This window comes from Dyella sp. EPa41 (genome assembly GCF_016586165.1).
GTDB lineage: Bacteria > Pseudomonadota > Gammaproteobacteria > Xanthomonadales > Rhodanobacteraceae > Dyella.
Genome location: NZ_BCPR01000062.1, coordinates 1 through 21241 on the forward strand (window position 1 = coordinate 1; position 21241 = coordinate 21241).

The following is a 21241-nucleotide window of genomic DNA, read 5'->3' on the forward strand; positions in this document are numbered from 1 at the left end:
CCAACAAGGCGCCAGGCACGAAACGCAGCTTCGCGGGACGCAGTTTTTCCCAGCCGAGCATGATGACGATGGTGGCTACGCCTACGCCCAACGCGGCCAGGCTTCCACTCTCGCCCTGCACGGCATCGACCAGTGCACCCGGCCACGCGGCGAAGTTCTCGAGGCCGCGCGCCTTGGGTACTGCATCCATCAATACGTGCATCTGGGAAGCCGCGATCAATACGCCGATGCCCGACAACATGCCGGCGACGACGGCTGGCGAGCACATGCGGAACCACACGCCGGCACGACACAAGCCGGCGGCGATCTGGATCAGGCCCGCCAGCAATACGACGGGGCCGAGCGCAGCGACACCGTGCTCACGCACCAGCTCGAACACCAGCACCGCAAGACCCGCGGCAGGCCCGCTGACCTGCAAGGGCGAGCCCGCGATGGCGCCGACCACCACGCCACCGATGATGCCGGTGATCAGTCCGGCGGCCGGCGGCATGCCCGAGGCAATGGCGATGCCCATGCACAGCGGCAACGCCACCAGGAACACCACGACCGAACCGAGCAGATCACGACCGAACAGTCCTTGCGAAAAATAACGCGGTATCACGGCGACGTTCCTCACGCGGCCGACGCGGTGGGCATCGAGAAGCGCGCATGCGGCGTGGCTTCAGGCACTCTGCCCTTGCCGGGCTCGATCGCCACGAAACAGCCTTGCTGCGCATCGAACGCCTTCAGCTCCGCATGGGCGATGTCATAGACCCAGCCGTGGATGCTCAGCTGGCCGCTCGCGAGCGCGGCTGCCACGGCGGGCAAGGTGCGCAGATGCTCCAGTTGCCCCACCACGTTTTCCTCGGTGAGGCAGCGCAGGCCTTCGGGTCCCTGCAGATCGGGCCCATTCTGCTCGACGACGTAGCGCGCCACGTCGGCGTGCTTCATCCACGCCGCCACCGACGGCATGTCCTGCACCAGCTCGGGGTATTGCAGCGCCTTCATCGCACCGCAATCGGAATGCCCGCAGATCACGATATGGCCGACCTTGAGCACCTTTACCGCGTATTCGATCGCTGCGACCACGCCGCTTACGTGCTGCGCATACGGCGGCACGATATTGCCGATGTTGCGATAGACGAACAGCTCGCCCGGCTGCGTGGAAAACATCATCTCGGGCATCACGCGCGAATCGGCGCAAGTGACGAACATCGTGTTGGGGCTCTGGCCACCGGCCAGCTTGCGGAATACCTCGCGCTGTGCGGGAAAAACGTCATTGCGGAACTGTTCGAAACCTTCGATCAAACGCTTCATGCGAAAACTCCAGGCAAAAATCGGGTGCGATGCCACGACGCGCCATGCGCCGACGCGGCACCGGGAGACTTGGAATGATGGGAATGGCCGTGACGGGCCGCGGGCGCACGCAGCGCGCAGCAATCAACGACTCAGGGAGGCAGGCGCCGATGTGTCATGCACGCGGAAAATCCGTGCACGTCCCTTACAGGGACAGCGGCGTCAATCAGGCTGCTTCAGGCGGGCGCAGCAGCCGGGAGGAAGCATGGGGCCCCACGTCGTGGGCACCGGCCACCGGAGGACCGACGGGCATGGGAGCCCACAAGTGCGCGGCATCGAAGGGGTGGAGGATGTCGTCCATCCCACCGCTGGTGTTGTCGTCGAGCGAGCACAGCCCGGATCCATCGACATCATCCTGCACGTCATCCGTCATGGTGATGACGAGTGCACTCTTCTCGGCCGCCTGCGTCGGCGTCGACGCGGGAAGCGGACGCACGGGCACGCCGATCAGCAGCAAAACGCTGAACACGTAGGCGAGCCATGCGGCAAAAGGAGAAGAGAGGCGACGCGAGGTCATGCGTCCAAACTATCGGAAAGCAGTCATGCATCGCAAGTGTTTGCGATGACGTCATGACAAATTTCGTGCGCCAACTCAGGAAACGTTTAGCCATCCAATGCACGAAACGAAAAAAAAGAAACGGCGGGCAAGGCCCGCCGTTTCTCCATCCTTGGGTCGAACTCCCTTGCGATAGACGTAGCGCTTAGAACGGGTAGTAGCGGAAGGAGGTGAAGAACATGTCTTCCTTGGCCTTCGGCGAAGCGGCACCGTTGGTGAGCACGCCGTTGACGAAGCCCTGGCCGGCAAACGCCTCCTTCTCGGTGTGCGAGTACTGCGCGCCGAACTGCATCTTGCCGAACTTGCCCTGGTAGAACTTCCACCAGAAGCCGGCGGTGCCCTGCCAGATGTCCTTGGCATTGCCCACGCAGGTGGCCGCAGCGGCACCGGCGGTGTCGCAACCGCTGTTGTTGTAGGCCGGGTTGCCGTAACCGAGCGCCACGTTGCCGTACTGGAAGTCCTTCTTCGTCGCGGACTCGCGACCGCCGAACAGGTAGACGTCCACGTCCGAGTTGGCGTGCCAGGTCAGGCCGGTCAGTATCATGTTCTCCTTGATCGGAGCCAGGTTGCCGTTCGGGCTGAAGGTCACGTCGGAAAGCTGGGCGCTGCCGTAGCGGCCGATGCCCTTGCCGGCCATGCCGGAGATCTGCCAGTCCAGGGTCTTGTCGATGAGCGGCAGCACGGCACCAAAGCCCCAGCCGCCACCGTAGGTGTCATGGTTCTTGTACGAACCGTTGACGGCGTAGCGGTTGTAGAAGGCGCGGCCCAGGCCGAACACTTCGTAATGGCCGTAGCCGGGATCCATCGCGAACTTCACGATGACATCGGGGATGTGGTTGAGCGACAGTGTGTTGGCCGAGTCGAAGCCCGAGCCCGCCGTGATGTTGTAGGCGGTCTGCTGCACCGGCGCCTTGGCCTGGTTGGGACTGGTGTAGAACGTGGTCTGCGGGTTCTCGATCGAGATACCCAGCCAGTACTTCTTGTCCCAATCCTTGACCAGGCGGATCTGCGCCTGGCGCGCCCAGGTGAAGCCCGGCAGGTACTGGGCGTCGATCTGCGGCGGGGTCAGCTCGGTGCGCGGGGTGATGCCCTTGCTGTTGAGCGTCAGCAGCGACCAGTTCTGGCCGGCCAGCAGGTGCAGGCCTTCCTTGTCCCAGTCGGAGGTCAGGTAGACGTTGCGCATGCGCGGGTTGAACGAGTTGGATTCGTTCGAGTTCGCGGTCTGGGCGCCACCCAGGAAGTCCATTTCGATGTAGCCGGCGAGATGCGTGTTCGGGTCCACGTCACCCTGCGCGAGGGCCGACAGGCGGCTCTGGCGAGCGCTCATGCGGAATTCGGCCATGTGCTGGGTCTGCACGTTCTTGTACGGGATCGCGCTGTAGTTGGAAGCGATGTCCGCGCCTTCCTGGGCCGAACGGTAGATCGTTTCAGCCGCCAGGAAGCCGCCGAGCGTGATGTTCACGCCCTTGTAGGCAATCTTGTCGGCCGACTTCTTCATCTGCGTGTCGGTTGCGGCAACCTGCTTCTGCACCTGCTCCACGGCCTGGCCGGTGGACACGTTGATGTCGGACTGGGCATCCGTACGCTGCTCCAGCTCGACGACCTTCGCCTGCAGGGCCTGCAACTGGGCCTTCAACGCTTCGATTTCAGCGGACTGCGAAGACTGCGTGGTCTTCGAGGTCGACTTCGCCTGGGCCGGATCGGCCATGACGTGGAAGCTGGTAACGCCCAAACCGGCAGCAACGGCTACCGCGAGCAACTTGGAACGCATGGATATTCTCCGCATGTAGGTAGGAACCACCTGGACCGCCCCCTTTCGATCTCCGGCCGTCCAAGCACGATCGCTGCGCAGGATGCGGCTGCGTCTTTACCGTTACATGCACGTTATGTGACAGAACCAAGACACCGCTGCGCCCGGGCCCGCCAACGGATGGCTAACGATCGCCTGCGGCGGCCCGCGTCCGCGTGGGTCCGGCGGCGGCTGCTATGCTTGGGCCATGGAAAACCTCTGCAACAGCATGGCCGGCCGCATGGCCGAACGGTTCCGCGGCTTCCTGCCGGTGATCGTGGATGTGGAAACCGGGGGCTTCGACGCCGAGCGCGATGCGCTGCTGGAGATCGCCGCCGTCGTCCTGCGCATGACACCCGAGGGCTACCTGCAACCGACGCCGGCGGTATCGGCACATGTGCAGCCTTTCCCGGGCGCCAACATCGATCCGCGCTCGCTGGAAATCACCGGCATCGACCCTGACAACCCGTTGCGCGGCGCGCTGGACGAGCGGCTGGCGCTGGATCACGTGTTCAAGCCCATCCGCGACGCCATGCGCGACATGGATTGCCAGCGCGCCATCCTGGTGGGCCACAACGCGGCCTTCGACCTGGGTTTCCTCAATGCCGCCGTGCGCCGCGTGGGCCACAAGCGCAATCCGTTCCATCCTTTCAGCTGCTTCGATACCGTTACCCTGAGCGGCCTGGCGTTTGGCCAGACGGTGCTGAGCAAGGCCGTGCAGGCCGCGGGCATTCCTTTTGATACGCGCGAGGCGCATTCGGCCATTTATGACGCCGAGCGCACGGCCGAGCTGTTCTGCACCATCATCAACCGCTGGCGCCGGCTCGAGGTGTTCGAGCGCGAGCAGATCGGCGTTGAGTCGCTGTAAAAGCCGGGGCGGCCTGGCCGCCCTTGCCGGGGGGCCGGCTTAATCCCTTTTTTATCAGCGCTGTATGACAAGACTTGCGCATTGTCATATAGCTGAAACATTGAACTCATTTCATTGCAACACGGCACGCATGAAATAGCGGCGGGCGGGAATCCCCCGAGACCCTTATCGCTCAAGGAGCCACCGTGTTGACCTCAACCAAATACCTCACCACTGCCGTGTTCGCCGCGGCCTCGATGTTCGGCATGGCGGCTCACGCTACCGACATCACGGGCGCAGGCTCGAGCTTCGTCTACCCGGTGCTCTCCAAGTGGTCCGCCGGCTACGCCGAGAAGACCGGCAACAAGCTCAACTACCAGTCCGTCGGCTCGGGCGCCGGCGTGGCGCAGATCAAGGAAGGCACCATCGATTTCGGCGCGACCGACGCACCGGTGAAGGCTGAAGATCTCGCCCAGTTCGGCCTGGGCCAGTTCCCGGTCGTGGTGGGCGGCATCGTGCCGGTGGTCAACATCAACGGCATCGAGGCCGGCCAGGTCAAGCTGGACGGCGCCACGCTCGCCGACATCTTCCTGGGCAAGATCACGCAGTGGAACGACCCCAAGATCGCCGCGCTGAACGCCGGCGTGAACCTGCCGGCCGGCAAGATCACCGTCGTGCACCGCTCGGACGGTTCGGGCACCTCGTTCAACTTCACCAACTACCTGTCGAAGGTGAGCCCGGAGTGGGCGAGCAAGGTGAAGTTCGGCACCGCCGTTGACTGGCCGACCGGCGTGGGCGGCAAGGGCAACGAAGGCGTGTCGCAGTACGTCAAGCAGATCAAGGGCTCGATCGGCTACGTCGAATACGCCTATGCCGTGAAGAACAAGATCAGCTGGGTGAACCTGAAGAACGCTGCCGGCCAGGTCATCGCGCCGAGCGCCGATGCCTTCGCCGCTGCCGCCGCCACCGCCGACTGGGGCAGCGCCAAGGACTTCAACGTGATCATGACCAACGCCCCGGGTGCGCAGGCGTGGCCGATCACCGCGACCACCTGGGTGGTGATGTACAAGAAGCCGAAGAACGCCGAGCACACCAAGGTGGCCTTCGAATTCTTCAAGTGGGCGCTGGAGAACGGCCAGAAGGACGCCGCCTCGCTCGACTATGTCGCGCTGCCGGACAGCCTGGTCAAGAAGATCGAGGCTTACTGGAGCACCGAATACAAGCACTGAGGCGTCACGTCTCGCCGGTCATGCTACGGCAACCGGCGGGCCCTACCCTAAGGCTTGATCGCACGGCATGGGGCCGCCCGACTCACCTCGGGCGGCCTGCTGTTGAAAGGCGCCCCGTAACGGCGCATCGTCAAAGGTCGGCTGGGCCTGTATGGCCCGGCCGACAGCCACGAGAGGGATCGCAATCACATGCAAGCGAATGTAGGCGCCGTCGCCTCGACCATGGTCCAGGAGGAACGCGCGCATCGCGACGCGCGACATGACCGCCTGTTCTCCTGGCTGCTCAAGGGTTGCGCCCTGCTCGTGCTGGCCAGCCTGCTCGGCGCCGCCGGCGCCACGCTGTGGGGCGGCCGCCACGCGTTCGGCACCTTCGGCTGGCATTTCCTGTTCAGTTCGGCGTGGGATCCGGGTTCGGACACCTACGGCGCGCTCGTTCCCGTCTACGGCACCATCGCCACCTCGGTGATCGCCCTGCTCATCGCCGTGCCGATCAGCTTCGGCGTGGCGCTCTATCTTTCCGAAGTAGCGCCGACCTGGCTGCGCACGCCGGTGGCCTCGGCCATCGAACTGCTCGCCGGCATCCCTTCGATCATCTACGGCATGTGGGGCCTGTTCATCTTCGCCCCCTTCTTCGCCGACCACATCAAGCCCTGGCTCACCAACTACCTGGGCAACAAGCCCGACGACGGCAAGCTGTCGTGGGTGGCGCAGCACACCTTCGTCGGCAAGCTGTTCGGCAGCGACTACCCCTTCGGCGCCAGCGTGCTCACCGCGGGCATCGTGCTGGCGGTGATGATCATCCCGTTCATCTCCTCGGTGATGCGCGAAGTGTTCCAGACGGTGCCCACGCGCCTGAAGGAATCGGCGTATGCGCTGGGTTCGAGCACCTGGGAAGTGTCCTGGGACATCGTGCTGCCCTACACCCGTTCGGCGGTGATCGGCGGCATCTTCCTCGGCCTCGGCCGCGCGCTGGGCGAGACCATGGCGGTGACCTTCGTGCTCGGCAACGCGATGCAGTTCTCCGCATCCATCCTCGATCCGGGCGCCTCGATCGCCTCCACCATCGCCAACCAGTTCAGCGAGGCCGCGGGCCTGCAGAAGTCCACGCTGATGGCGCTGGCCTTCCTGCTGTTCGTGGTGACCTTCATCGTGCTGCTGATCGCTCGCTGGATGCTGCGCCAGCTCGCCCACAAGGAGGGTCGCTGATGGCCGGCAACTCCAGCCTCTATCTGCGCCGCCGTTTCACCAATGCGCTGGCGCTGACGCTCAGCACGATGGCCACGGTGCTCGGCCTGGTCTTCCTCGCGTGGATCTTGTGGGAAACGCTGCGCCAGGGCATCGGCGCGCTGACGCTCAAGCTGTTCACCAAGATCACCGCCTACGGCGAGGACGGCGGCCTGGCGAACGCCATGGTCGGCAGCTTCATCATCAACCTCATCGGCATCCTCATCGCCACGCCGATCGGCGTGCTGGCCGGTGCGTGGCTGGCCGAATACGCCAACCGGACGCGGCTGGGCGAGTCGATCCGTTTCCTCAACGACATCCTGCTGTCGGCGCCGTCGATCGTGCTGGGCCTGTTCGTCTACACCATCATCGTGCTGCCGACCACCGCACTTACTTCGGGCAATACCACGTTCTCCGGCCTTGCCGGCGGCGTGGCGCTGGCGCTGATCGCCCTGCCGGTGATCGTGCGCACCACGGATGAAATGCTGCGCCTGGTGCCCTCCACGCTGCGCGAAGCCTCGCTGTCGCTGGGCATCCCGCAGTGGAAGCTGACCACGCAGATCCTGATGCGCTCGGCCCGCTCGGGCATCATCACCGGCGTACTGCTGGCGCTCGCGCGCATCAGCGGCGAGACCGCGCCGCTGCTGTTCACCGCGTTCGGCAACAACTACATGACCGTCAATCCGATGGACAAGATGTCCAGCCTGCCCCAGGTGATCTACCAGTACGCCAACGACCCGGGCGAGGCGATGCACGCCATCGCCTGGGCCGGCGCGTTCGTGCTCACCATGTTCGTGCTGCTGCTGAGCCTTGCTTCCCGTCTGGTCCTTTCCCGCTCCAAGGTGTCCCATGACTGAGTCCGCCGCCGCCGGCATCCACCCGCAGTCCGCGGCTTCGCCTGCCCCGATCGCGCCCACCAAGATCAAGGTGCGCGACCTGCACTTCTACTACAACGGCTTCCATGCGCTGAAAGGCATCAGCATGGACATCCCCGAGAAGAAGGTGACGGCCATCATCGGCCCGTCGGGCTGCGGCAAGTCCACCCTGCTGCGCATCTTCAACCGCATCTATGCGATCTACCCGAAGCTGGAAGCCAAGGGCGAGATCGTGCTGGACGGCGAGAACATCCTCGACACCGGCTATTCCATGAACCGCCTGCGCAGCAAGGTGGGCATGGTGTTCCAGAAACCGGTGCCGTTCCCGATGACCATCTTCGAGAACGTGGCCTACGGCATCCGCCACCACGAGAAGCTCTCGCGCGCCGACATGGACATCCGCGTCGAGCAGGCGCTGCGCAGCGCCGCGTTGTGGGACGAAGTGAAGGACAAGCTCAAGCAGAGCGCGCTGGGCCTGTCCGGCGGCCAGCAGCAGCGCCTGTGCATCGCCCGCGGCATCGCGCTGAAGCCCGAAGTGCTGCTGCTGGACGAGCCGACCTCGGCGCTGGACCCGATCGCCACCGGCCGCATCGAGCAGCTGGTGGAAGAGCTCAAGAACGAGTACACCATCGTCATCGTCACCCACAACATGCAGCAGGCGGCCCGCTGTTCGGACCTCACCGCCTTCATGTACCTGGGCGAGCTGATCGAGTTCGACCGTACCGAGCAGATCTTCACCAAGCCGAGCAAGAAGCAGACCGAGGACTACATCACCGGTCGATTCGGTTGATTAAGCAGGGAATAGGGAAGAGTGAATCGGGAATAGTAAAGAGCCCGCCTAGCCCGCCCTATTCTCTATTCCCGATTCTCTATTCTCTGGGAACTCACATGAGCGGCAGCAGCAAAGAACACATCATCAAGAGCTACGACGACGAGCTGACCCGCCTCACCGGCGAAATCGTCCGCATGGGCGAGCTCGCGGTGAGCCAGCTGGAAGCGGCCATCGACGTCATCGACCGCCGCGACGAGCGCGCCGCCCAGCACGTGGTCAACAACGACGACGCCATCGACCTGCTGGAGCAGGAAATCAGCCACGACGTGGTGCGCCTGCTGGCGCTGCGCGCGCCCATCGCCGGTGACCTGCGCAACGTGTTCGCGGCGTTGCGCATCGCGGCCGACATCGAGCGCATCGGCGACTACGCCGCCAACGTCGCCAAGCGCTCCATCCCGCTGTCGATGGTGGCGCCGGTCAGCCCGACCAGCGGCCTGGGCTATCTCGCCGAGCTGGCCGCGCAGGAAGTGCGCGACGTGCTGGTCGCCTACCGCGACCGCGACGCCGAGCGCGCCTACCAGGTATGGAAGGACGACGCCGAGCTGGACGAGGCCTATACCGGCTACTTCCGCCAGCTGCTCACCTACATGATGGAAGACCCGCGCAACATCACGCCGTGCACGCACCTGCTGTTCATGGCGAAGAACATCGAGCGCATCGGCGATCACGCGACCAACATCGCCGAAAGCATCTGGTACCAGGTCAACGGCGAACCGCTCACGGCGCAACGCGCCAAGCGCGATTTCACCTCGAACCCCGAGCTGACCAAGCTGGGCAACAAGGACTGAGCAAGACAAGACACGGTAGGAGCGCACCCAGTGCGCGACCACGGAGCCTCATCGTCACCGCTTCGTCTGGTTATCGCGCACTGGGTGCGCTCCTACAGTGGAAAGCCCGGTCAGTGCGCCCCGCTGGTGAGCTTCAACCCCACCATGCCGAGTACCACGAGCGCCACGCACGCCAACCTCAGCGGCGACGCCGTATCACCAAACAGCACGATGCCGAGCAACACCGCGCCCACGGCGCCGATGCCGGTCCATATCGCATAGGCCGTGCCGATCGGCAGCGTCTTCACCGCCATCGCCAGCAGGATGATGCTGGCTGTCATCGCCGACACGGTGATCACGCTGGGCCACCAGCGGCTGAAGCCTTCGGTGTACTTGAGCCCCACCGCCCAGACCACTTCGAACAGTCCGGCAAGGGCAAGATAGATCCAGGGCATGAGACCGCTCCTCTGGACAAGAGCAGGGTCGTCCCCGCGATAAAGCATGCATGCGGGGTCGTCCCCGCAGACTGGCCCCGTTGCAGGGCCAGTCACGTCATTCTACATGAGCCGCCTGAACGCCCTTTCAGGACGAGATCTTGCTGCCCAGTTCGCGAGCCTCGCGCCTTGCACGAGTGGAATGCACGATGCCGTACACGCCGATGACGATCCACGCGACCTGCATGAGGAACGCCGGCCAGTTCATCGCCGCGCCAAACACCAGCGACAAGATCACGCCCAGCGCGCCCAGGATGTTCATCAGCTGGTACAGCAAGCCGTTGCCGTGCAGCTTGTGGGCCTGCAGCAACAGGAACGCGAGCAGCACCAGCGCCACGCCGATATAGCCACACCAGTCGTGCCACAGAAAGGTCATCGCTTTTCACTCCTTTGACGCAAGGCCTCGAACAGGACGACGCCGGCGGCAACGGAGACGTTGAGGCTCTCCATCACACCCGGCATCGGGATCTTCGCCACGAAATCGCAGGTTTCGCGCGTGAGGCGGCGCATGCCCTCGCCTTCGCTGCCCAGCACCAGCGCGACCGGCCCCTTCATGTCGATGCCGTAGACAGAGGTATCGGTGTCGCCGGCCAGGCCCGTAATCCACACACCCGCGTCCTTCAGCGTGCGCAATGCACGTGCCAGGTTGGTGGCGGCAATCAGCGGCACGCGATCGGCACCGCCGGCCGATGCACGGCGCACCACCGGCGTGAGGCCCACGGCGCGGTCCTTGGGCACGATCACCATGGTGGCCTTCGCCGCGGCGGCACTGCGCAGGCAGGCGCCCAGGTTGTGCGGATCGGTGACGCCGTCCAGCACCAGCACCAGCGCCTCGTTGCCGGCGGCCTCGAGCAAACCGGCGATGTCGTTCTCGCCACCCATCGGCGGCGCTTCATAGCGCGCCGCGATGCCCTGGTGACGCGCTTCGCCCGCCAGCTTGTCCAGCTGTTCGCGCGGACGATGATGCACCGGAATGTTCAACGCCTTGGCACGCGTGGCCAACTCCTGCACGCGCGCGTTGCGCTGCCCCTGTTCCACCAGCAGCTCGCGCACGCGCGACGCGTCGTTGCTCAGCGCGCCTTCGACCGGATTGATCCCGACGATCCAACTCTCACTCATCGCTTGCCTTTCTTCTTGTTGGTCTTGCGGACCTTGGAGGCCGCCTTGGATGCCGCGTCCTTCGCGGCCTTGAGCTTGCCCTTGGCTGCCGACTTCACCTTGGCGAATACGCCCTTGCCTTCCGCGGACTTGCCGGTGGCCTTGGGCACGGCCTTGCGTTCCAGCGGCGGCAAGGGCGGCAGCGTCGACGCGGGGGCGGCATTATCGCGCGCCGCAGCCCGTTCCGTCGCCTTGCGTCCGCCGCGTTGCGGCAACGAATAGCGTTCACCTGCGCCGGCGTAGTCGTAACGACGTTCGCCGCGCGTTGGCTCGGGCGCTTTCTCCTTGCGGGGCGACACCAGCCGGAAGTCGATCTTGCGATCCTCCAACGAGGCGCGCAGCACCTGCACGCGCACGTGGTCGCCCAGGCGGAACTGTGCGCCGCTGCGCTCGCCCTTCAGCAGGTGGCGCACCGGATCAAAGTGATAGTAGTCGTTGGAGAGCTGGCTGATGTGCACCAGGCCCGACACCTTCGACTCGTCCAGCTCGACGAACAGGCCGAACGACGTGACGCCGGTTACCGTGCCATCGAACTCGCTGCCCACGTGCTTGGACATCCACGCGCACTTGAAGCGCTCGTCCACATCGCGCTCGGCCTCTTCCGCGCGGCGCTCGCGTTGCGAGCAGTGCACCGCCATCGCCGCCATCTCGGTGGGCGTATAGCTGTAGCCCGACGGCTTGCCGCCCGCGATGGCATAACGGATCGCGCGGTGCACCAGCAGGTCCGGATAGCGGCGGATCGGCGAGGTGAAATGCGCATATGCCTCGAGCGCGAGGCCAAAGTGACCGCGATTGTCCGGCTGGTAGGCCGCCATGCTCTGCGCGCGCAGCAACACCGACTGGATCAGCTCGCGTTCCGGGCGGTCGTGGACAAGGCGCAGCACATCGGCGAAGTCGCCCGGGGTCACTTCTCCCACCGGCGGCATGCGCAACTTGAACTCGCGCAGGAACTGCTGCAGGTCCTCGTATTTCTCGGCCGGCGGCGGCTCGTGCGCGCGGAACAACGCCGGGATCTTCTTCTTTTCGAGAAACAGCGCCGCCTGCACGTTCGCGGCGATCATGCATTCCTCGATCAGCTTGTGCGCGTCGTTGCGTTCGGTGGCGCCCATGGCCTCCACTTCGCCACGCTGGTCGAGGCGGAACTTCACCTCGGGCGTCTCGAAGTCGATCGCGCCGCGACGCTTGCGCTGCGCCGCCATCAGCTTGTAGAGGCCGTGCAGATGCTCCAGCTGGGGCATCACGTCGGCCAGCTCATGGCGCGCATCGGCATCGTTGAGCCCGATGGCCTGCCACACGCGGTCGTACGTGCAGCGCGCGTGGGAGCGCATCACGGCGTCATAGAACTTCGAACGCGTGACCTCGCCTTCGGCACTGACCACCATGTCGCACACCATGCACAGGCGCTCGACCTTGGGGTTCAGCGAGCAGATGCCGTTGGAGAGCGTCTCCGGCAACATCGGCACCACGAAACCGGGGAAATACGTCGACGTGCTGCGCTCGTAGGCCTCCTTGTCGAGCGCGGACCCGACCGGGACGTAATGCGACACGTCGGCAATCGCGACCACCAGGCGGTAGCCGCCGCCACGACGCGGCTCGGCGTAGACGGCGTCGTCAAAATCCCTGGCGTCGGCACCGTCGATCGTCACCAGCGGCAGCGAGCGCAGGTCCACGCGCCCTTCGCGCTCGGCGGCGGTGACCTGTGGCTCGACCTGCGACGCCTCGCGTGTGACCGCGTCCGGCCATTCGTGCGGAAGGTCGTAGCTGGCGATCGCCATCTCCACCAGCAACGACGGCTGCAGACGTTCGCCGAGCACGGCGCGGATGGCGCCAAGCGGGCCGCGATGGGCCGACGGTGGCTGGGTGATCTCGGCGACGACGATCTGGCCCGCGCGAGCGCCCATGTCCTGCCCGGGCAGGATCATCACGTCCTGGTGCAGGCGCCGGTCGTCGGGCGCCACCAGCATCACGCCGTTCTCCAGCACGACACGCCCCACCAGGCGCGGCGAGCGGCGCTGCAGCACTTCGACGATGGCGCCCTGCTTGCGGCCGCGCCGGTCGATGCCGACCACGCTGGCGAGCACGCGGTCGCCATGCAATACCAGGCGCATCTGCTGGGGCGAAAGATAGAGGTCGTCGCCGCCATCGTCGGGTCGCAGGAAACCGTAGCCTTCGGCGTTGGCGAGCACCACGCCCGGGATCAGGTCCAGCTTGTTCGCCGGTGCGTAGCCGCCACGGCGGCCAAGCAGAAGCTGGCCGTCGCGCACCATCGCCCCCAGGCGCTTGCGTAGTGCATTGAGTTCGTATTCGTCATAAAGGGAAAGCGACTCGGCGATGCGCGCCTCGGTCAGCAGTTCTCCCCGCGATTCCAGCAAGGCGAGGATCGCTTCGCGGCTGGGGATGGGGCGCTCATAACGTTGTGCCTCGCGTTCGGCATGCGGATCGTCCATCTGGCCCACCCGTCCTTTCGACGGATCGAGCGCCGTGCGCCGTGTGCTCTTTTTCGGCGCTACGGGGCTGCCTTTGGCGTCCTGCTTGCGGTTGCGTGGTTCTTTTTTTCGGGTCACATCCATGCCTTTTCTTAGGGCCGGGCCGCGAACGCCGCGGTCCGATCAAAAATCAGTGAAAGAATAGTTGACAACTCACCGTCACATGCCTAATCTACGCGGCTCACGCAGCTGACAAAGCACAGCGTGACACCTGCCCAGGTGGCGGAATTGGTAGACGCACTAGTTTCAGGTACTAGCGGGTAAAACCGTGGAGGTTCGAGTCCTCTCCTGGGCACCAATTATAGAAGAAGCCCGCAGCGATGCGGGCTTTTTCGTTTCCGGTCACCGGCGATGCGCGGGCGCTGCGCACCAGGCGCGGGCATCATGATCCCATGGATGCGCATCGGTACTCGCGCCCATGAGCCGGCACCGCGCACCCACCGCCGTTCCCCTGCAGGACAACCATCGTGTGGTTTCCGGTGAGTCACCGGCTTCCGCCTGTGCGTTGTTCGCCTTGCCGCGATCAGCACACGGCGTCCACGCGCAAGATGTCAGGCACGAGGAGGCGTTTCGTGCACGGTGGAAACCGGCAAGGTGATCGTGCAACGCACGCCGTCGGATGTGAGGGCGTAGGACGTTTCCGCCTGGAGCTGGTAAGGCAAGGCGCGCTCGATCAGCTCCCGGCCATAGCCCTTGCGCTCTGCGCCACCCCCGGCAGGGTCGATGGTCACGCCGGTTTCCAGCCATTCCACCCTGAGCCTCCGGATCCCGTCGGGCATCCGTTCGACGGACCAGTGGATCGACAGGCGCCCTCCGCCGGGCGAAAGCGCACCGTACTTCACGGCGTTGGTGATCAGCTCGTGCAAGCCGAGCGCGAGTGTCTGCACCGTGGACGATCGCAGCTTGACGCCTTCGGGCCCCGCCAGCTCGACCTGGCCGCCATGGCTTGCCGCGTCCGCGACGCCGTGGCCCGAGAGCTCGGTGCGCACCAGTTCGCTGAACGTGATGCGATCCCCTTCGTTGAGCCGGGAGAGCAGCCCGTTCACGCGGGCCAGCGCGTCCAGCCTTTCCCGGAACGTCACGTGGAAATCTTCGAGCGAGGACGAACCCGCAAGCGTTCGCTCGGTGAGCGAATGCACCACGCCGAGCAGGTTGCGCGTACGGTGCTGCAGTTCGGCCACCAGCACCTTCTGGCGTTCTTCGGCCACCTTCTGGTCGGTGATGTCCCAGACCAGCCCCGCCATACGAAGCTCGCCGGTGGCCGGGTCGCGCGACGGTTCGCAACGTTCTTCCAGCCATGCGACCTGGCCATCGCGCGCGCGGATGATGCGAAAGATGCTGTGCCAGCCTTGCCCGTCCCGGTGGCCTTGCTCCACCAGCGAACGATGCCTCTCGCGATCGTCAGGATGGAGGAGCGCGAAGCTCCCGTCATCCTGCCACGACTGTCCAGGCATGAGGCCAAGCAGTTCGTCCATGGTGTGCGAGGCCACCGTGGCCTCGCCGTTCCACGTCCAGTACGCCATCCGCCCCGCCTTGAGCGCGGCAAGCAGGCGCGCCTCGCTTTCGCGCAGCGCCTGCTCGGCGCGCTCGCGCTCCTGCAACACCTTGTTGCGCGAAATGATGATGGAGGCCGTATCGGTCACGAGCACGGCGAGTTCCAGGTCACGCTCCGTCGGCTCGCGCGGTGCTCGCAAATAGATCGAGAGCGTGCCCATGAACTTGCCCGTTTCTGTATGGATGGGAAAACTCCAGCACGCGCGGTAGTCGTAGCGTTCCGCCAGCCAACGCCATGACTCCCAACTGGGATCCTGCTGTACGTCGGCGGTGAGCACGGCCACGCCGCGATGGGCGGCCAGGCCGCACGCAAGCGACTCCGGGCCGATCCGGATGCCGTCGACGATGGCGACGTAGTCCGGTGGCATGCCCACCACGTGGAACAGCGACGCGCCATCGCTGTCGGCGAGAAAGAACGCCGCCCGGGCGTCCTTGCCCATCGCCTTGACCACGGTATGGACCAGTATGTCCAGCGAGGCGGCCAACGGCGCGCCATCCACCGCGGAGGCCAGGGCCTCGCGCTGGCCATCCAGCCATGCGGCGTTCTCGCGCAACTGCTGGTTCGCTTCGCGCCGAATTCGAGAGAGCCCGAGATGGGCTGACACGCGCGCCACCAGCTCGCCGGCCGAGAACGGCTTGACCAGATAGTCATCGGCGCCCGCACGAAGGCCTTCGGTGCGCGATTCATCGTCCGCGCGCGCGGACAGCAACACCACGGGGATGCCATTCCACTGCGGCTCGTCGCGGATGGCGCGAAGCAATCCCATGCCGTCCAAGCGGGGCATCATCAAGTCGGCGATCACCAGGTCGGCGCGTCGCTCCCGCATGGCGACGAGCGCCGCCTCGCCGTCGCTCACCGCCCGTACGTCGTAATGGTGCCCCAGCAGCCGGCATACATAGCCCCGCATATCGGCGTTGTCCTCGGCCACCAGGACCTGCACGCCGTCTTCGGCGGGGACCACGGTGGCCAGGGAGCCCAACGCGGCCGTCTCGCCGACCATGGTAGCCACATCGGGCAACCAGCGCAGTGCTTCCTGGATGTAGGCATCGGCACGAATGGAAGTCGAGGCCAGGCCGGCAGCGCTGGCGATGCACTCGCGCGGGAGATGACCCGAACCCAGCGGGATCTTCACGCTGAGGCGCGTGCCGCGGCCAACTTCACTCTCCGCCTTGAGGGTGCCTCCATGCAGCTTGACCAGTTCGTGCACGAGCGCAAGGCCGATGCCGCTGCCTTCATGCGTTCGCGCCGCCTGCCCCTCGATGCGATGGAAGCGCTCCAGCACACGCGGTAGCTCATGCCCGGGAATGCCGACGCCGGTATCCGTCACGACGAGTTCGGCCGCGCCGTCCGCGGCGTGCAGCGCAATCGATATCTCGCCCTCGAACGTGAACTTGAACGCGTTGGAAAGCAGGTTCAGGACGATTTTCTCCCACATGTCGCGGTCGACGTAGGCCGGTTCGCCCCATGGAACGCAGTCGACGACAAAGCCCAGGCCTGCGCGCTCGCAGGCAGCACGGAAATTGCTCGCCAGGTCCGCCGTGAACATGGCGAGGTCGGTAGGCTGGTATGACGCCCGCGCCCTGCCCGCTTCGATCCGCGAGAAGTCCAGCAGCGAATTGACGAGCTTCAGCAAGCGCAGTGAGTTGCGGTGCGCGACGCTGAGGCGCTCCCGATCCGCGTAAGAAAGGTCGACGCTGGCCAGCGCGTCCTCCAGCGGGCCGATCATCAAGGTGAGCGGCGTGCGGAACTCATGGCTGACATTGGCGAAGAACTGCGTCTTGGCATGATCCAGCGCGGCAAAGGTCTCGGCACGCCTGCGCTCCTCGGCGTAGGCGCGCGTCGCCGCCACCGAAGCGCCGACATGCCCGGCGACGAGCTCGACAAAACTCGCGTAGTCGGCATTCGCGACCAGTCGCGGGCTCAGTCCGCAAACCAGCAGGCCGGCGGGAAGCGCCTGCAGCGGCGCAGGAATGGGCACCACCAGCGCCGTATCGGCCGGTTCGGGCCAGGGGCCGCCCGGCAACGCGCCGAACCGGTCACTCAACCCCGATACCAGTTCGCCCGCCCCCGTCCGCAGGACGCGCGCCAGCGGCCAGGTGGCTCCCACGTCCATGGCGGAGAGGTCGATCTCGCCGACGGCGGCCGCATCGCCCGTGCGCAGGCCGGTGGTTGCCACCAGGCGCGCGCTGCGACGGGCATCGTCCAGCAGGTACATCAAGGCAAACGGAATGTCCGCCGGGTTGCCGGCAAGCCGTGCCGCGGCGACTTCGCAGGCGGTTTCCGCGGTCGCCTGCACATCGAAGCGGCTGAGCTCGCCCAAGGTGCGCAGCCGGCGTTCGCCGATCACCCTGCCGGTCGTCTCGCTGCAGGCGCAGAAGATGCCGTCGATGGCGCCACCCGCATCACGGATCGGGCTGTAGGAGAAGGTGAAATAGCCCTCTTCGTGGCGAATCTGGCGATCGATGACGTAGAGAAAATCCTCCGACCATGTCGCCTCGCCCGTGGCGAACACGCCGTCCAGCATCGGCTCGATGATGGGCCAGATCTCGTGCCAGCAGTCGCGCGCCGACTGACCCAGCGCCGCCGGGTGCTTCGCATCGCCGAGAAAGGAAATGTATGCATCGTTGTAGAACTGGGTCAGGTGCTCCTTGCCCCACCAGATCACGATCGGGTGGCGGGAACCCAGGCAGATGCTGACCGCGGTGGCGAGGTTCTGCGGCCACGCGTCTCGCGGCCCGACCGCCGTGCCCGACCAGTCGAATGCACGCGTGCGTGCGCCCATTTCACCACCGCCGACGAGTCCTTCCGTGGCGCCGCGAGGTACAAAGTCAGCGGCGTCGTCCGCCCGGCGGTCGAACTCCAGCATCTCGGGATCGCTCATGGCCCTTCCGTCAGGTTGCGCGATGGTGGCACGGCCACCCGATTCCGCTTTCGCCTGTCGTGATGCCGGCGCGATGCGCCAGGCGAGCGTAAGCACCGAACGGTTTGCCGTTGCGGCAGTGTTCCTGGCGTGAAATTTCCAGCGGACTTCCGTACGGTGCGCCGGGCGGCGATCGCTACCGCTCCGTCATGTGGTCGCGCTCGCTGTTGCGTTGCCCGCCGGACGAAGGCTGGGCAGTGGCACCCGCCTGCGGCGGCCATCCATGTCCGCGGCTTCGCATGATGGCTACGCCAACGGCTTACCCGGCTACGCGCAGCGACAGCACGCCGCCTTCCAGCGAATAGGCCTGGCGCAAACCGCTGGCGCGCAGCAAGCGGGCCGCATGTCCGCTGCGACGCCCGCTCGCGCAGACCAGCAGGATCGGGCCGTCGCCCAGTTCACCCACGCGCGCCATGACCTGCGAGGACGGGATGTGCAGCGAAGGCAGGCCGTCCAAAGGCTCGTGCGCGATCTCCTCGCTTTCGCGCACATCGACCAGCCGATAGCCAGCCAGGACGGCCTGCTCCAGGTTGTCGAACACCAGGTCGATCTCCCGCTCATCCAGCGCGTGCGCCATGGATGAGCTCGCCACCGCCACGCAGCCACCGTGGACAGCGCACCCGCTCGCCGCGTCGATCGGCAGCCGCGTCAACGTGACATCGAGCAGGTTGAACAACAGCAGGACAGGCTCCCGGGGGCGCGGAAGATCGAGCAGAAGCTTCAGCGCCTCCATCGCCTGCATCGTGCCGAACACGCCCGGCACGGGGCCCAGCACGCCGGACAGCACGCAGCTGCCGACGGCCTCGGGCGCGGGTTCGTGCGGCCACAGGCAACGCAGGCAGGGCTCGCCGGGGCGCGCGGTCACGACCTGCAGTTGCCCCTCGTACTGGTACACGCTGGCCAGGATCAACGGTGTGCCGCTGAGGACGGCCGCGTCGCTGCTCAGGTAACGGCTGCGCATGTCGTCGGTGCATTCCAGCACCAGGTCGAACTGGCGGAACAGCTCGACGGCATTGCCGGCGTGCAACGGTTCGGTCCACGTCTGCACCGACACCGTGGGGTTGAGCTCCGCCACCCTTCGTGCGGCGAGCACGGCCTTGAACTCGCCGATGTCCCGCGCGCCGTAAAGCGTCTGCCGATGCAGGTTGCTCGCTTCCAGGCGATCGCCGTCCACGATGCCGAGCGTGCCGATGCCCGCGCCCGCCAGGTAGCTGATGGCGGGGCAGCCCAGGCCGCCGGCGCCGATCACCAGGACACGCGACGCGGAAAGCTTCGCCTGGCCCGCTTCACCCACTTCGCGCAATACCTGCTGGCGCGAGTAGTCCGGCGCAAAAGGCCGCGCGGCATGGCGTTCGCCGTGATGATGATGGGCATGCCCTGCGTCGTGCTCGTGTTCGTGCGCCCGATACACGTGGGTGCACGCCACCCATTGGGTATCGCCCGTGAGGTAATGCTCTTTCTTCCAGATCGGCAGGCGATGCTTGATCTCATCGATGATGTAGCGGCAGGCCCGAAACGCCTCGTCGCGATGCGCGGCGGACACGCCCACCCATACGGCGAGATCGCCCACGCCGAGATCGCCGATGCGGTGCACGCAGAGCGCATCGGTCACGCCATAGCGCTCGATGGCCTCGCCGACGATGCGATCGCCCTCCGTTTCGGCCAGCTCGGCGTACGCCTCGTATTCAAGGCCATCGACATCACGGCCTTCATTGCTGTCGCGCACCCAACCTTCGAACGCGCAAAAGCCGCCGCTGCCGGGATGCTTCAGGCCGTCACGCAATGACGCGGTATCGACCGCTTCGGTGGAAAGACGAAAACGCATCAGCCGCCCGCCACCGGTGGAATGAAGACGATGGTATCGCCGTCGCGCAAGGGGCGGTCCCACGCGCTGAACTGCGCGTTGACGGCCACCTTCAAGGTGTCCGGGCCCAGCGAGAAACCGTGCCTGGCGCGCAACTCCTCGTAGAGCTCCTGCAACGAGGTGGCCGCCGTGCGCACCTGTTCACTGGAGGCGCCCGCCTGCTCCCGCAGCTGGGCGTAGTACTGCAGGTTCACCACGGTCATGCCGGCGACTCCAGTCGATGCTGCATCTCTTCGCGCTCTTCGGGCGTGTTGACGTTGTCCAATGCCTCGCCTGGCGCCGCCAGCTGCACGATGCGCGACTGGATCAGGGCCTTGCGCGGACAGTAACTGCCGTCGTCGTAGCGTTGCTTCAGCAGCGCGTGGCTGGATGGCTCCCAGATCGCGCACAGCGGTTCGGGCAGGCCATCGTGGCGGCTGACAAAGGTCGTGGCATCGGCGAGGACGTCCCGCGCGTCGACGAGCTGCTGCAAGGTGTGCTCATCGAGCAGCGGAAGATCACAGGCCAGGACCAGCCATGCCGCCCCTGGAAAGCGATCCTGCGCGGAAAGGATGCCGGCGGCCGGACCGATCGGGTCATAGCTGTCCACGATCTGTGGCAAGCCGGCACGCAACGGATCGTCGCGCTGGTCATCGCGTACCGACAGGAAGCTGCGCTCGGTGACGCGCTCGAGCAATCGCCAGGCGCGCAGCAGCTGCGGCTCGCCACGATAGGGCAATGCCGCCTTGTCCTGCCGCATGCGCTGGCTTGCGCCGCCGCTGAGCAGCAGCCCATAGAGGGGGGGACGCCGATCGCTCATGCAGTCTCCTTGGCGCTGAAATCATGCTTGCCGCCCGTCTTGCCCATCAGGCGGATGTCACCGATCACGATGTCGTGCGAGAGCGCCTTGCACATGTCGTAGATGGTCAGGGCCGCGATGCTGGCGCCGGTCAGCGCTTCCATCTCCACGCCCGTGCTGCCGTGGCATGACACCGTGCAGTCGACCAGCGCATCGTCGCCTTCCATCCGGATGACCACGTCGCAGCGGTCGATCGCCAGCGGGTGGCACAGGGGGATCAACTGCGGCGTCGCCTTGGCGCCCATGACCCCGGCGATCTGCGCCACCGTGATCACCGCGCCCTTGCGCGTCACGTGGCCGGCCTCGCGCAGGGCCCGGGCGACGTCAGGGGGAAACGTGACCCGCGCCCTGGCCTGCGCCACGCGGTGGGTCACCGGCTTGCCTCCAACGTCCACCATGCGCGGCTGCTGCGATTCGTCGACGTGGGAAAGCTTGGCTGTGGAAGAGGTCACGATGGATTCCGGCTCGGGCA

Annotated in this window: 19 protein-coding genes, 1 tRNA gene and 1 pseudogene; 7 read left to right on the forward strand and 14 right to left on the reverse strand. The window is 65.8% G+C overall.

Translation table 11 applies throughout. The annotated features are described in order from the left end of the window. From JMF82_RS16840 to JMF82_RS22065, 4 genes are all read right to left on the reverse strand, one after another. The coding region (locus JMF82_RS16840; protein WP_201315711.1) for a SulP family inorganic anion transporter at nt 1-598 on the reverse strand (598 nt) is incomplete at its 3' end. A gap of 14 nt (nt 599-612) precedes the next feature. Continuing rightward, on the reverse strand, nt 613-1296 hold the full coding sequence (locus tag JMF82_RS16845) for a carbonic anhydrase (RefSeq protein ID WP_201315712.1): 684 nt from the start codon (nt 1294-1296) through the stop codon (nt 613-615). A 205-nt stretch (nt 1297-1501) separates the two neighbouring features. Then, a complete protein-coding gene (locus JMF82_RS16850; protein ID WP_201315713.1) occupies nt 1502-1852 on the reverse strand; it encodes a hypothetical protein in 351 nt (116 codons plus the stop codon). A 184-nt stretch (nt 1853-2036) separates the two neighbouring features. Next, the gene (locus JMF82_RS22065) at nt 2037-3662 is read right to left on the reverse strand and encodes a hypothetical protein (RefSeq protein ID WP_236585530.1); all 1626 of its coding nucleotides are present in this window, start codon (nt 3660-3662) and stop codon (nt 2037-2039) included. A 226-nt stretch (nt 3663-3888) separates the two neighbouring features. Here JMF82_RS22065 and rnt point away from each other — a divergent pair, with 226 nt between their 5' ends. The 6 genes from rnt (at nt 3889) to phoU (ending at nt 9475) form a co-directional block, all read left to right on the forward strand. Then, entirely contained in the window at nt 3889-4548 is a 660-nt protein-coding gene (gene rnt / locus JMF82_RS16860; protein WP_111982140.1) for a ribonuclease T, read from the forward strand. A 188-nt stretch (nt 4549-4736) separates the two neighbouring features. Next, nucleotides 4737-5756 carry a phosphate ABC transporter substrate-binding protein PstS gene (pstS, locus tag JMF82_RS16865; RefSeq protein ID WP_201315732.1) on the forward strand — a complete coding sequence of 340 codons (1020 nt, stop codon included), beginning with the start codon at nt 4737-4739 and terminating at the stop codon, nt 5754-5756. A gap of 189 nt (nt 5757-5945) precedes the next feature. Continuing rightward, on the forward strand, nt 5946-6962 hold the full coding sequence (pstC, locus tag JMF82_RS16870) for a phosphate ABC transporter permease subunit PstC (RefSeq protein ID WP_201315714.1): 1017 nt from the start codon (nt 5946-5948) through the stop codon (nt 6960-6962). Next, nucleotides 6962-7837, forward strand: coding sequence for a phosphate ABC transporter permease PstA (gene pstA, locus JMF82_RS16875; RefSeq protein WP_201315715.1), 876 nt, complete (start codon nt 6962-6964; stop codon nt 7835-7837). Before pstC ends, pstA begins: the two co-directional genes overlap by 1 nt. Beyond that, nucleotides 7830-8645, forward strand: a complete 816-nt coding sequence (gene pstB, locus JMF82_RS16880) for a phosphate ABC transporter ATP-binding protein PstB (RefSeq protein WP_201315716.1) — start codon at nt 7830-7832, stop codon at nt 8643-8645. Before pstA ends, pstB begins: the two co-directional genes overlap by 8 nt. Nucleotides 8646-8743: 98 nt before the next feature. Beyond that, nucleotides 8744-9475, forward strand: a complete 732-nt coding sequence (phoU, locus tag JMF82_RS16885) for a phosphate signaling complex protein PhoU (protein WP_038619467.1) — start codon at nt 8744-8746, stop codon at nt 9473-9475. A gap of 110 nt (nt 9476-9585) precedes the next feature. On the opposite strand, the gene sugE is transcribed toward phoU, so the two are convergent. The 4 genes from sugE to rnr all read right to left on the reverse strand — a co-directional run bounded on the left by sugE (nt 9586) and on the right by rnr (nt 13553). Further along, entirely contained in the window at nt 9586-9909 is a 324-nt protein-coding gene (sugE, locus tag JMF82_RS16890) for a quaternary ammonium compound efflux SMR transporter SugE (RefSeq protein ID WP_201315717.1), read from the reverse strand. A 127-nt stretch (nt 9910-10036) separates the two neighbouring features. Continuing rightward, nucleotides 10037-10324, reverse strand: a complete 288-nt coding sequence (locus JMF82_RS16895) for a hypothetical protein (RefSeq protein WP_201315718.1) — start codon at nt 10322-10324, stop codon at nt 10037-10039. After that, nucleotides 10321-11067: a 23S rRNA (guanosine(2251)-2'-O)-methyltransferase RlmB gene (rlmB, locus tag JMF82_RS16900; protein ID WP_201315719.1), complete on the reverse strand. Its 747-nt coding sequence runs from the start codon at nt 11065-11067 to the stop codon at nt 10321-10323. Before rlmB ends, JMF82_RS16895 begins: the two co-directional genes overlap by 4 nt. Beyond that, nucleotides 11064-13553: a ribonuclease R gene (gene rnr, locus JMF82_RS16905; RefSeq protein WP_201315733.1), complete on the reverse strand. Its 2490-nt coding sequence runs from the start codon at nt 13551-13553 to the stop codon at nt 11064-11066. The genes rlmB and rnr overlap by 4 nt, the downstream gene beginning before the upstream one ends. 252 nt (nt 13554-13805) lie before the next feature. On the opposite strand from rnr, the gene JMF82_RS16910 reads away from it, so the two are divergent. After that, nucleotides 13806-13890 (forward strand) — tRNA-Leu (locus JMF82_RS16910). A 253-nt stretch (nt 13891-14143) separates the two neighbouring features. Here the strand turns inward: JMF82_RS16910 and JMF82_RS16915 are convergent. From JMF82_RS16915 to moaC, 6 genes and pseudogenes are all read right to left on the reverse strand, one after another. Next, entirely contained in the window at nt 14144-18028 is a 3885-nt protein-coding gene (locus JMF82_RS16915; RefSeq protein ID WP_201315720.1) for an ATP-binding protein, read from the reverse strand. Between the two features lie 298 nt (nt 18029-18326). After that, a complete protein-coding gene (locus tag JMF82_RS16920; protein ID WP_236585532.1) occupies nt 18327-19493 on the reverse strand; it encodes a HesA/MoeB/ThiF family protein in 1167 nt (388 codons plus the stop codon). Then, nucleotides 19491-19892: pseudogene (locus JMF82_RS22070) on the reverse strand (molybdenum cofactor biosynthesis protein MoaE); the annotation flags it as partial. The gene JMF82_RS16920 and the pseudogene JMF82_RS22070, both read right to left, overlap by 3 nt. Then, a complete protein-coding gene (locus tag JMF82_RS16925) occupies nt 19892-20134 on the reverse strand; it encodes a MoaD/ThiS family protein (protein WP_201315722.1) in 243 nt (80 codons plus the stop codon). The gene JMF82_RS16925 and the pseudogene JMF82_RS22070, both read right to left, overlap by 1 nt. Then, on the reverse strand, nt 20131-20730 hold the full coding sequence (locus JMF82_RS16930; protein WP_201315723.1) for an NTP transferase domain-containing protein: 600 nt from the start codon (nt 20728-20730) through the stop codon (nt 20131-20133). The genes JMF82_RS16925 and JMF82_RS16930 overlap by 4 nt, the downstream gene beginning before the upstream one ends. Next, nucleotides 20727-21221, reverse strand: coding sequence for a cyclic pyranopterin monophosphate synthase MoaC (moaC, locus tag JMF82_RS16935; protein ID WP_255560167.1), 495 nt, complete (start codon nt 21219-21221; stop codon nt 20727-20729). The genes JMF82_RS16930 and moaC overlap by 4 nt, the downstream gene beginning before the upstream one ends. Nucleotides 21222-21241 lie beyond the last annotated feature (20 nt).

What these genes read in the sequence shown, in the direction of transcription:
- JMF82_RS16915 (WP_201315720.1), bottom strand. Translation starts at nt 18,028, where the DNA reads ATGAGCGATCCCGAGATGCTGGAGTTCGACCGCCGGGCGGACGACGCC.
- pstA (WP_201315715.1), top strand. Translation starts at nt 6,962, where the DNA reads ATGGCCGGCAACTCCAGCCTCTATCTGCGCCGCCGTTTCACCAATGCG.
- rlmB (WP_201315719.1), bottom strand. Translation starts at nt 11,067, where the DNA reads ATGAGTGAGAGTTGGATCGTCGGGATCAATCCGGTCGAAGGCGCGCTG.
- rnr (WP_201315733.1), bottom strand. Translation starts at nt 13,553, where the DNA reads ATGGACGATCCGCATGCCGAACGCGAGGCACAACGTTATGAGCGCCCC.
- pstC (WP_201315714.1), top strand. Translation starts at nt 5,946, where the DNA reads ATGCAAGCGAATGTAGGCGCCGTCGCCTCGACCATGGTCCAGGAGGAA.
- sugE (WP_201315717.1), bottom strand. Translation starts at nt 9,909, where the DNA reads ATGCCCTGGATCTATCTTGCCCTTGCCGGACTGTTCGAAGTGGTCTGG.
- JMF82_RS22065 (WP_236585530.1), bottom strand. Translation starts at nt 3,662, where the DNA reads ATGCGTTCCAAGTTGCTCGCGGTAGCCGTTGCTGCCGGTTTGGGCGTT.
- JMF82_RS16925 (WP_201315722.1), bottom strand. Translation starts at nt 20,134, where the DNA reads ATGACCGTGGTGAACCTGCAGTACTACGCCCAGCTGCGGGAGCAGGCG.
- JMF82_RS16930 (WP_201315723.1), bottom strand. Translation starts at nt 20,730, where the DNA reads ATGAGCGATCGGCGTCCCCCCCTCTATGGGCTGCTGCTCAGCGGCGGC.
- JMF82_RS16895 (WP_201315718.1), bottom strand. Translation starts at nt 10,324, where the DNA reads ATGACCTTTCTGTGGCACGACTGGTGTGGCTATATCGGCGTGGCGCTG.
- phoU (WP_038619467.1), top strand. Translation starts at nt 8,744, where the DNA reads ATGAGCGGCAGCAGCAAAGAACACATCATCAAGAGCTACGACGACGAG.
- pstB (WP_201315716.1), top strand. Translation starts at nt 7,830, where the DNA reads ATGACTGAGTCCGCCGCCGCCGGCATCCACCCGCAGTCCGCGGCTTCG.
- rnt (WP_111982140.1), top strand. Translation starts at nt 3,889, where the DNA reads ATGGAAAACCTCTGCAACAGCATGGCCGGCCGCATGGCCGAACGGTTC.
- JMF82_RS16850 (WP_201315713.1), bottom strand. Translation starts at nt 1,852, where the DNA reads ATGACCTCGCGTCGCCTCTCTTCTCCTTTTGCCGCATGGCTCGCCTAC.
- JMF82_RS16845 (WP_201315712.1), bottom strand. Translation starts at nt 1,296, where the DNA reads ATGAAGCGTTTGATCGAAGGTTTCGAACAGTTCCGCAATGACGTTTTT.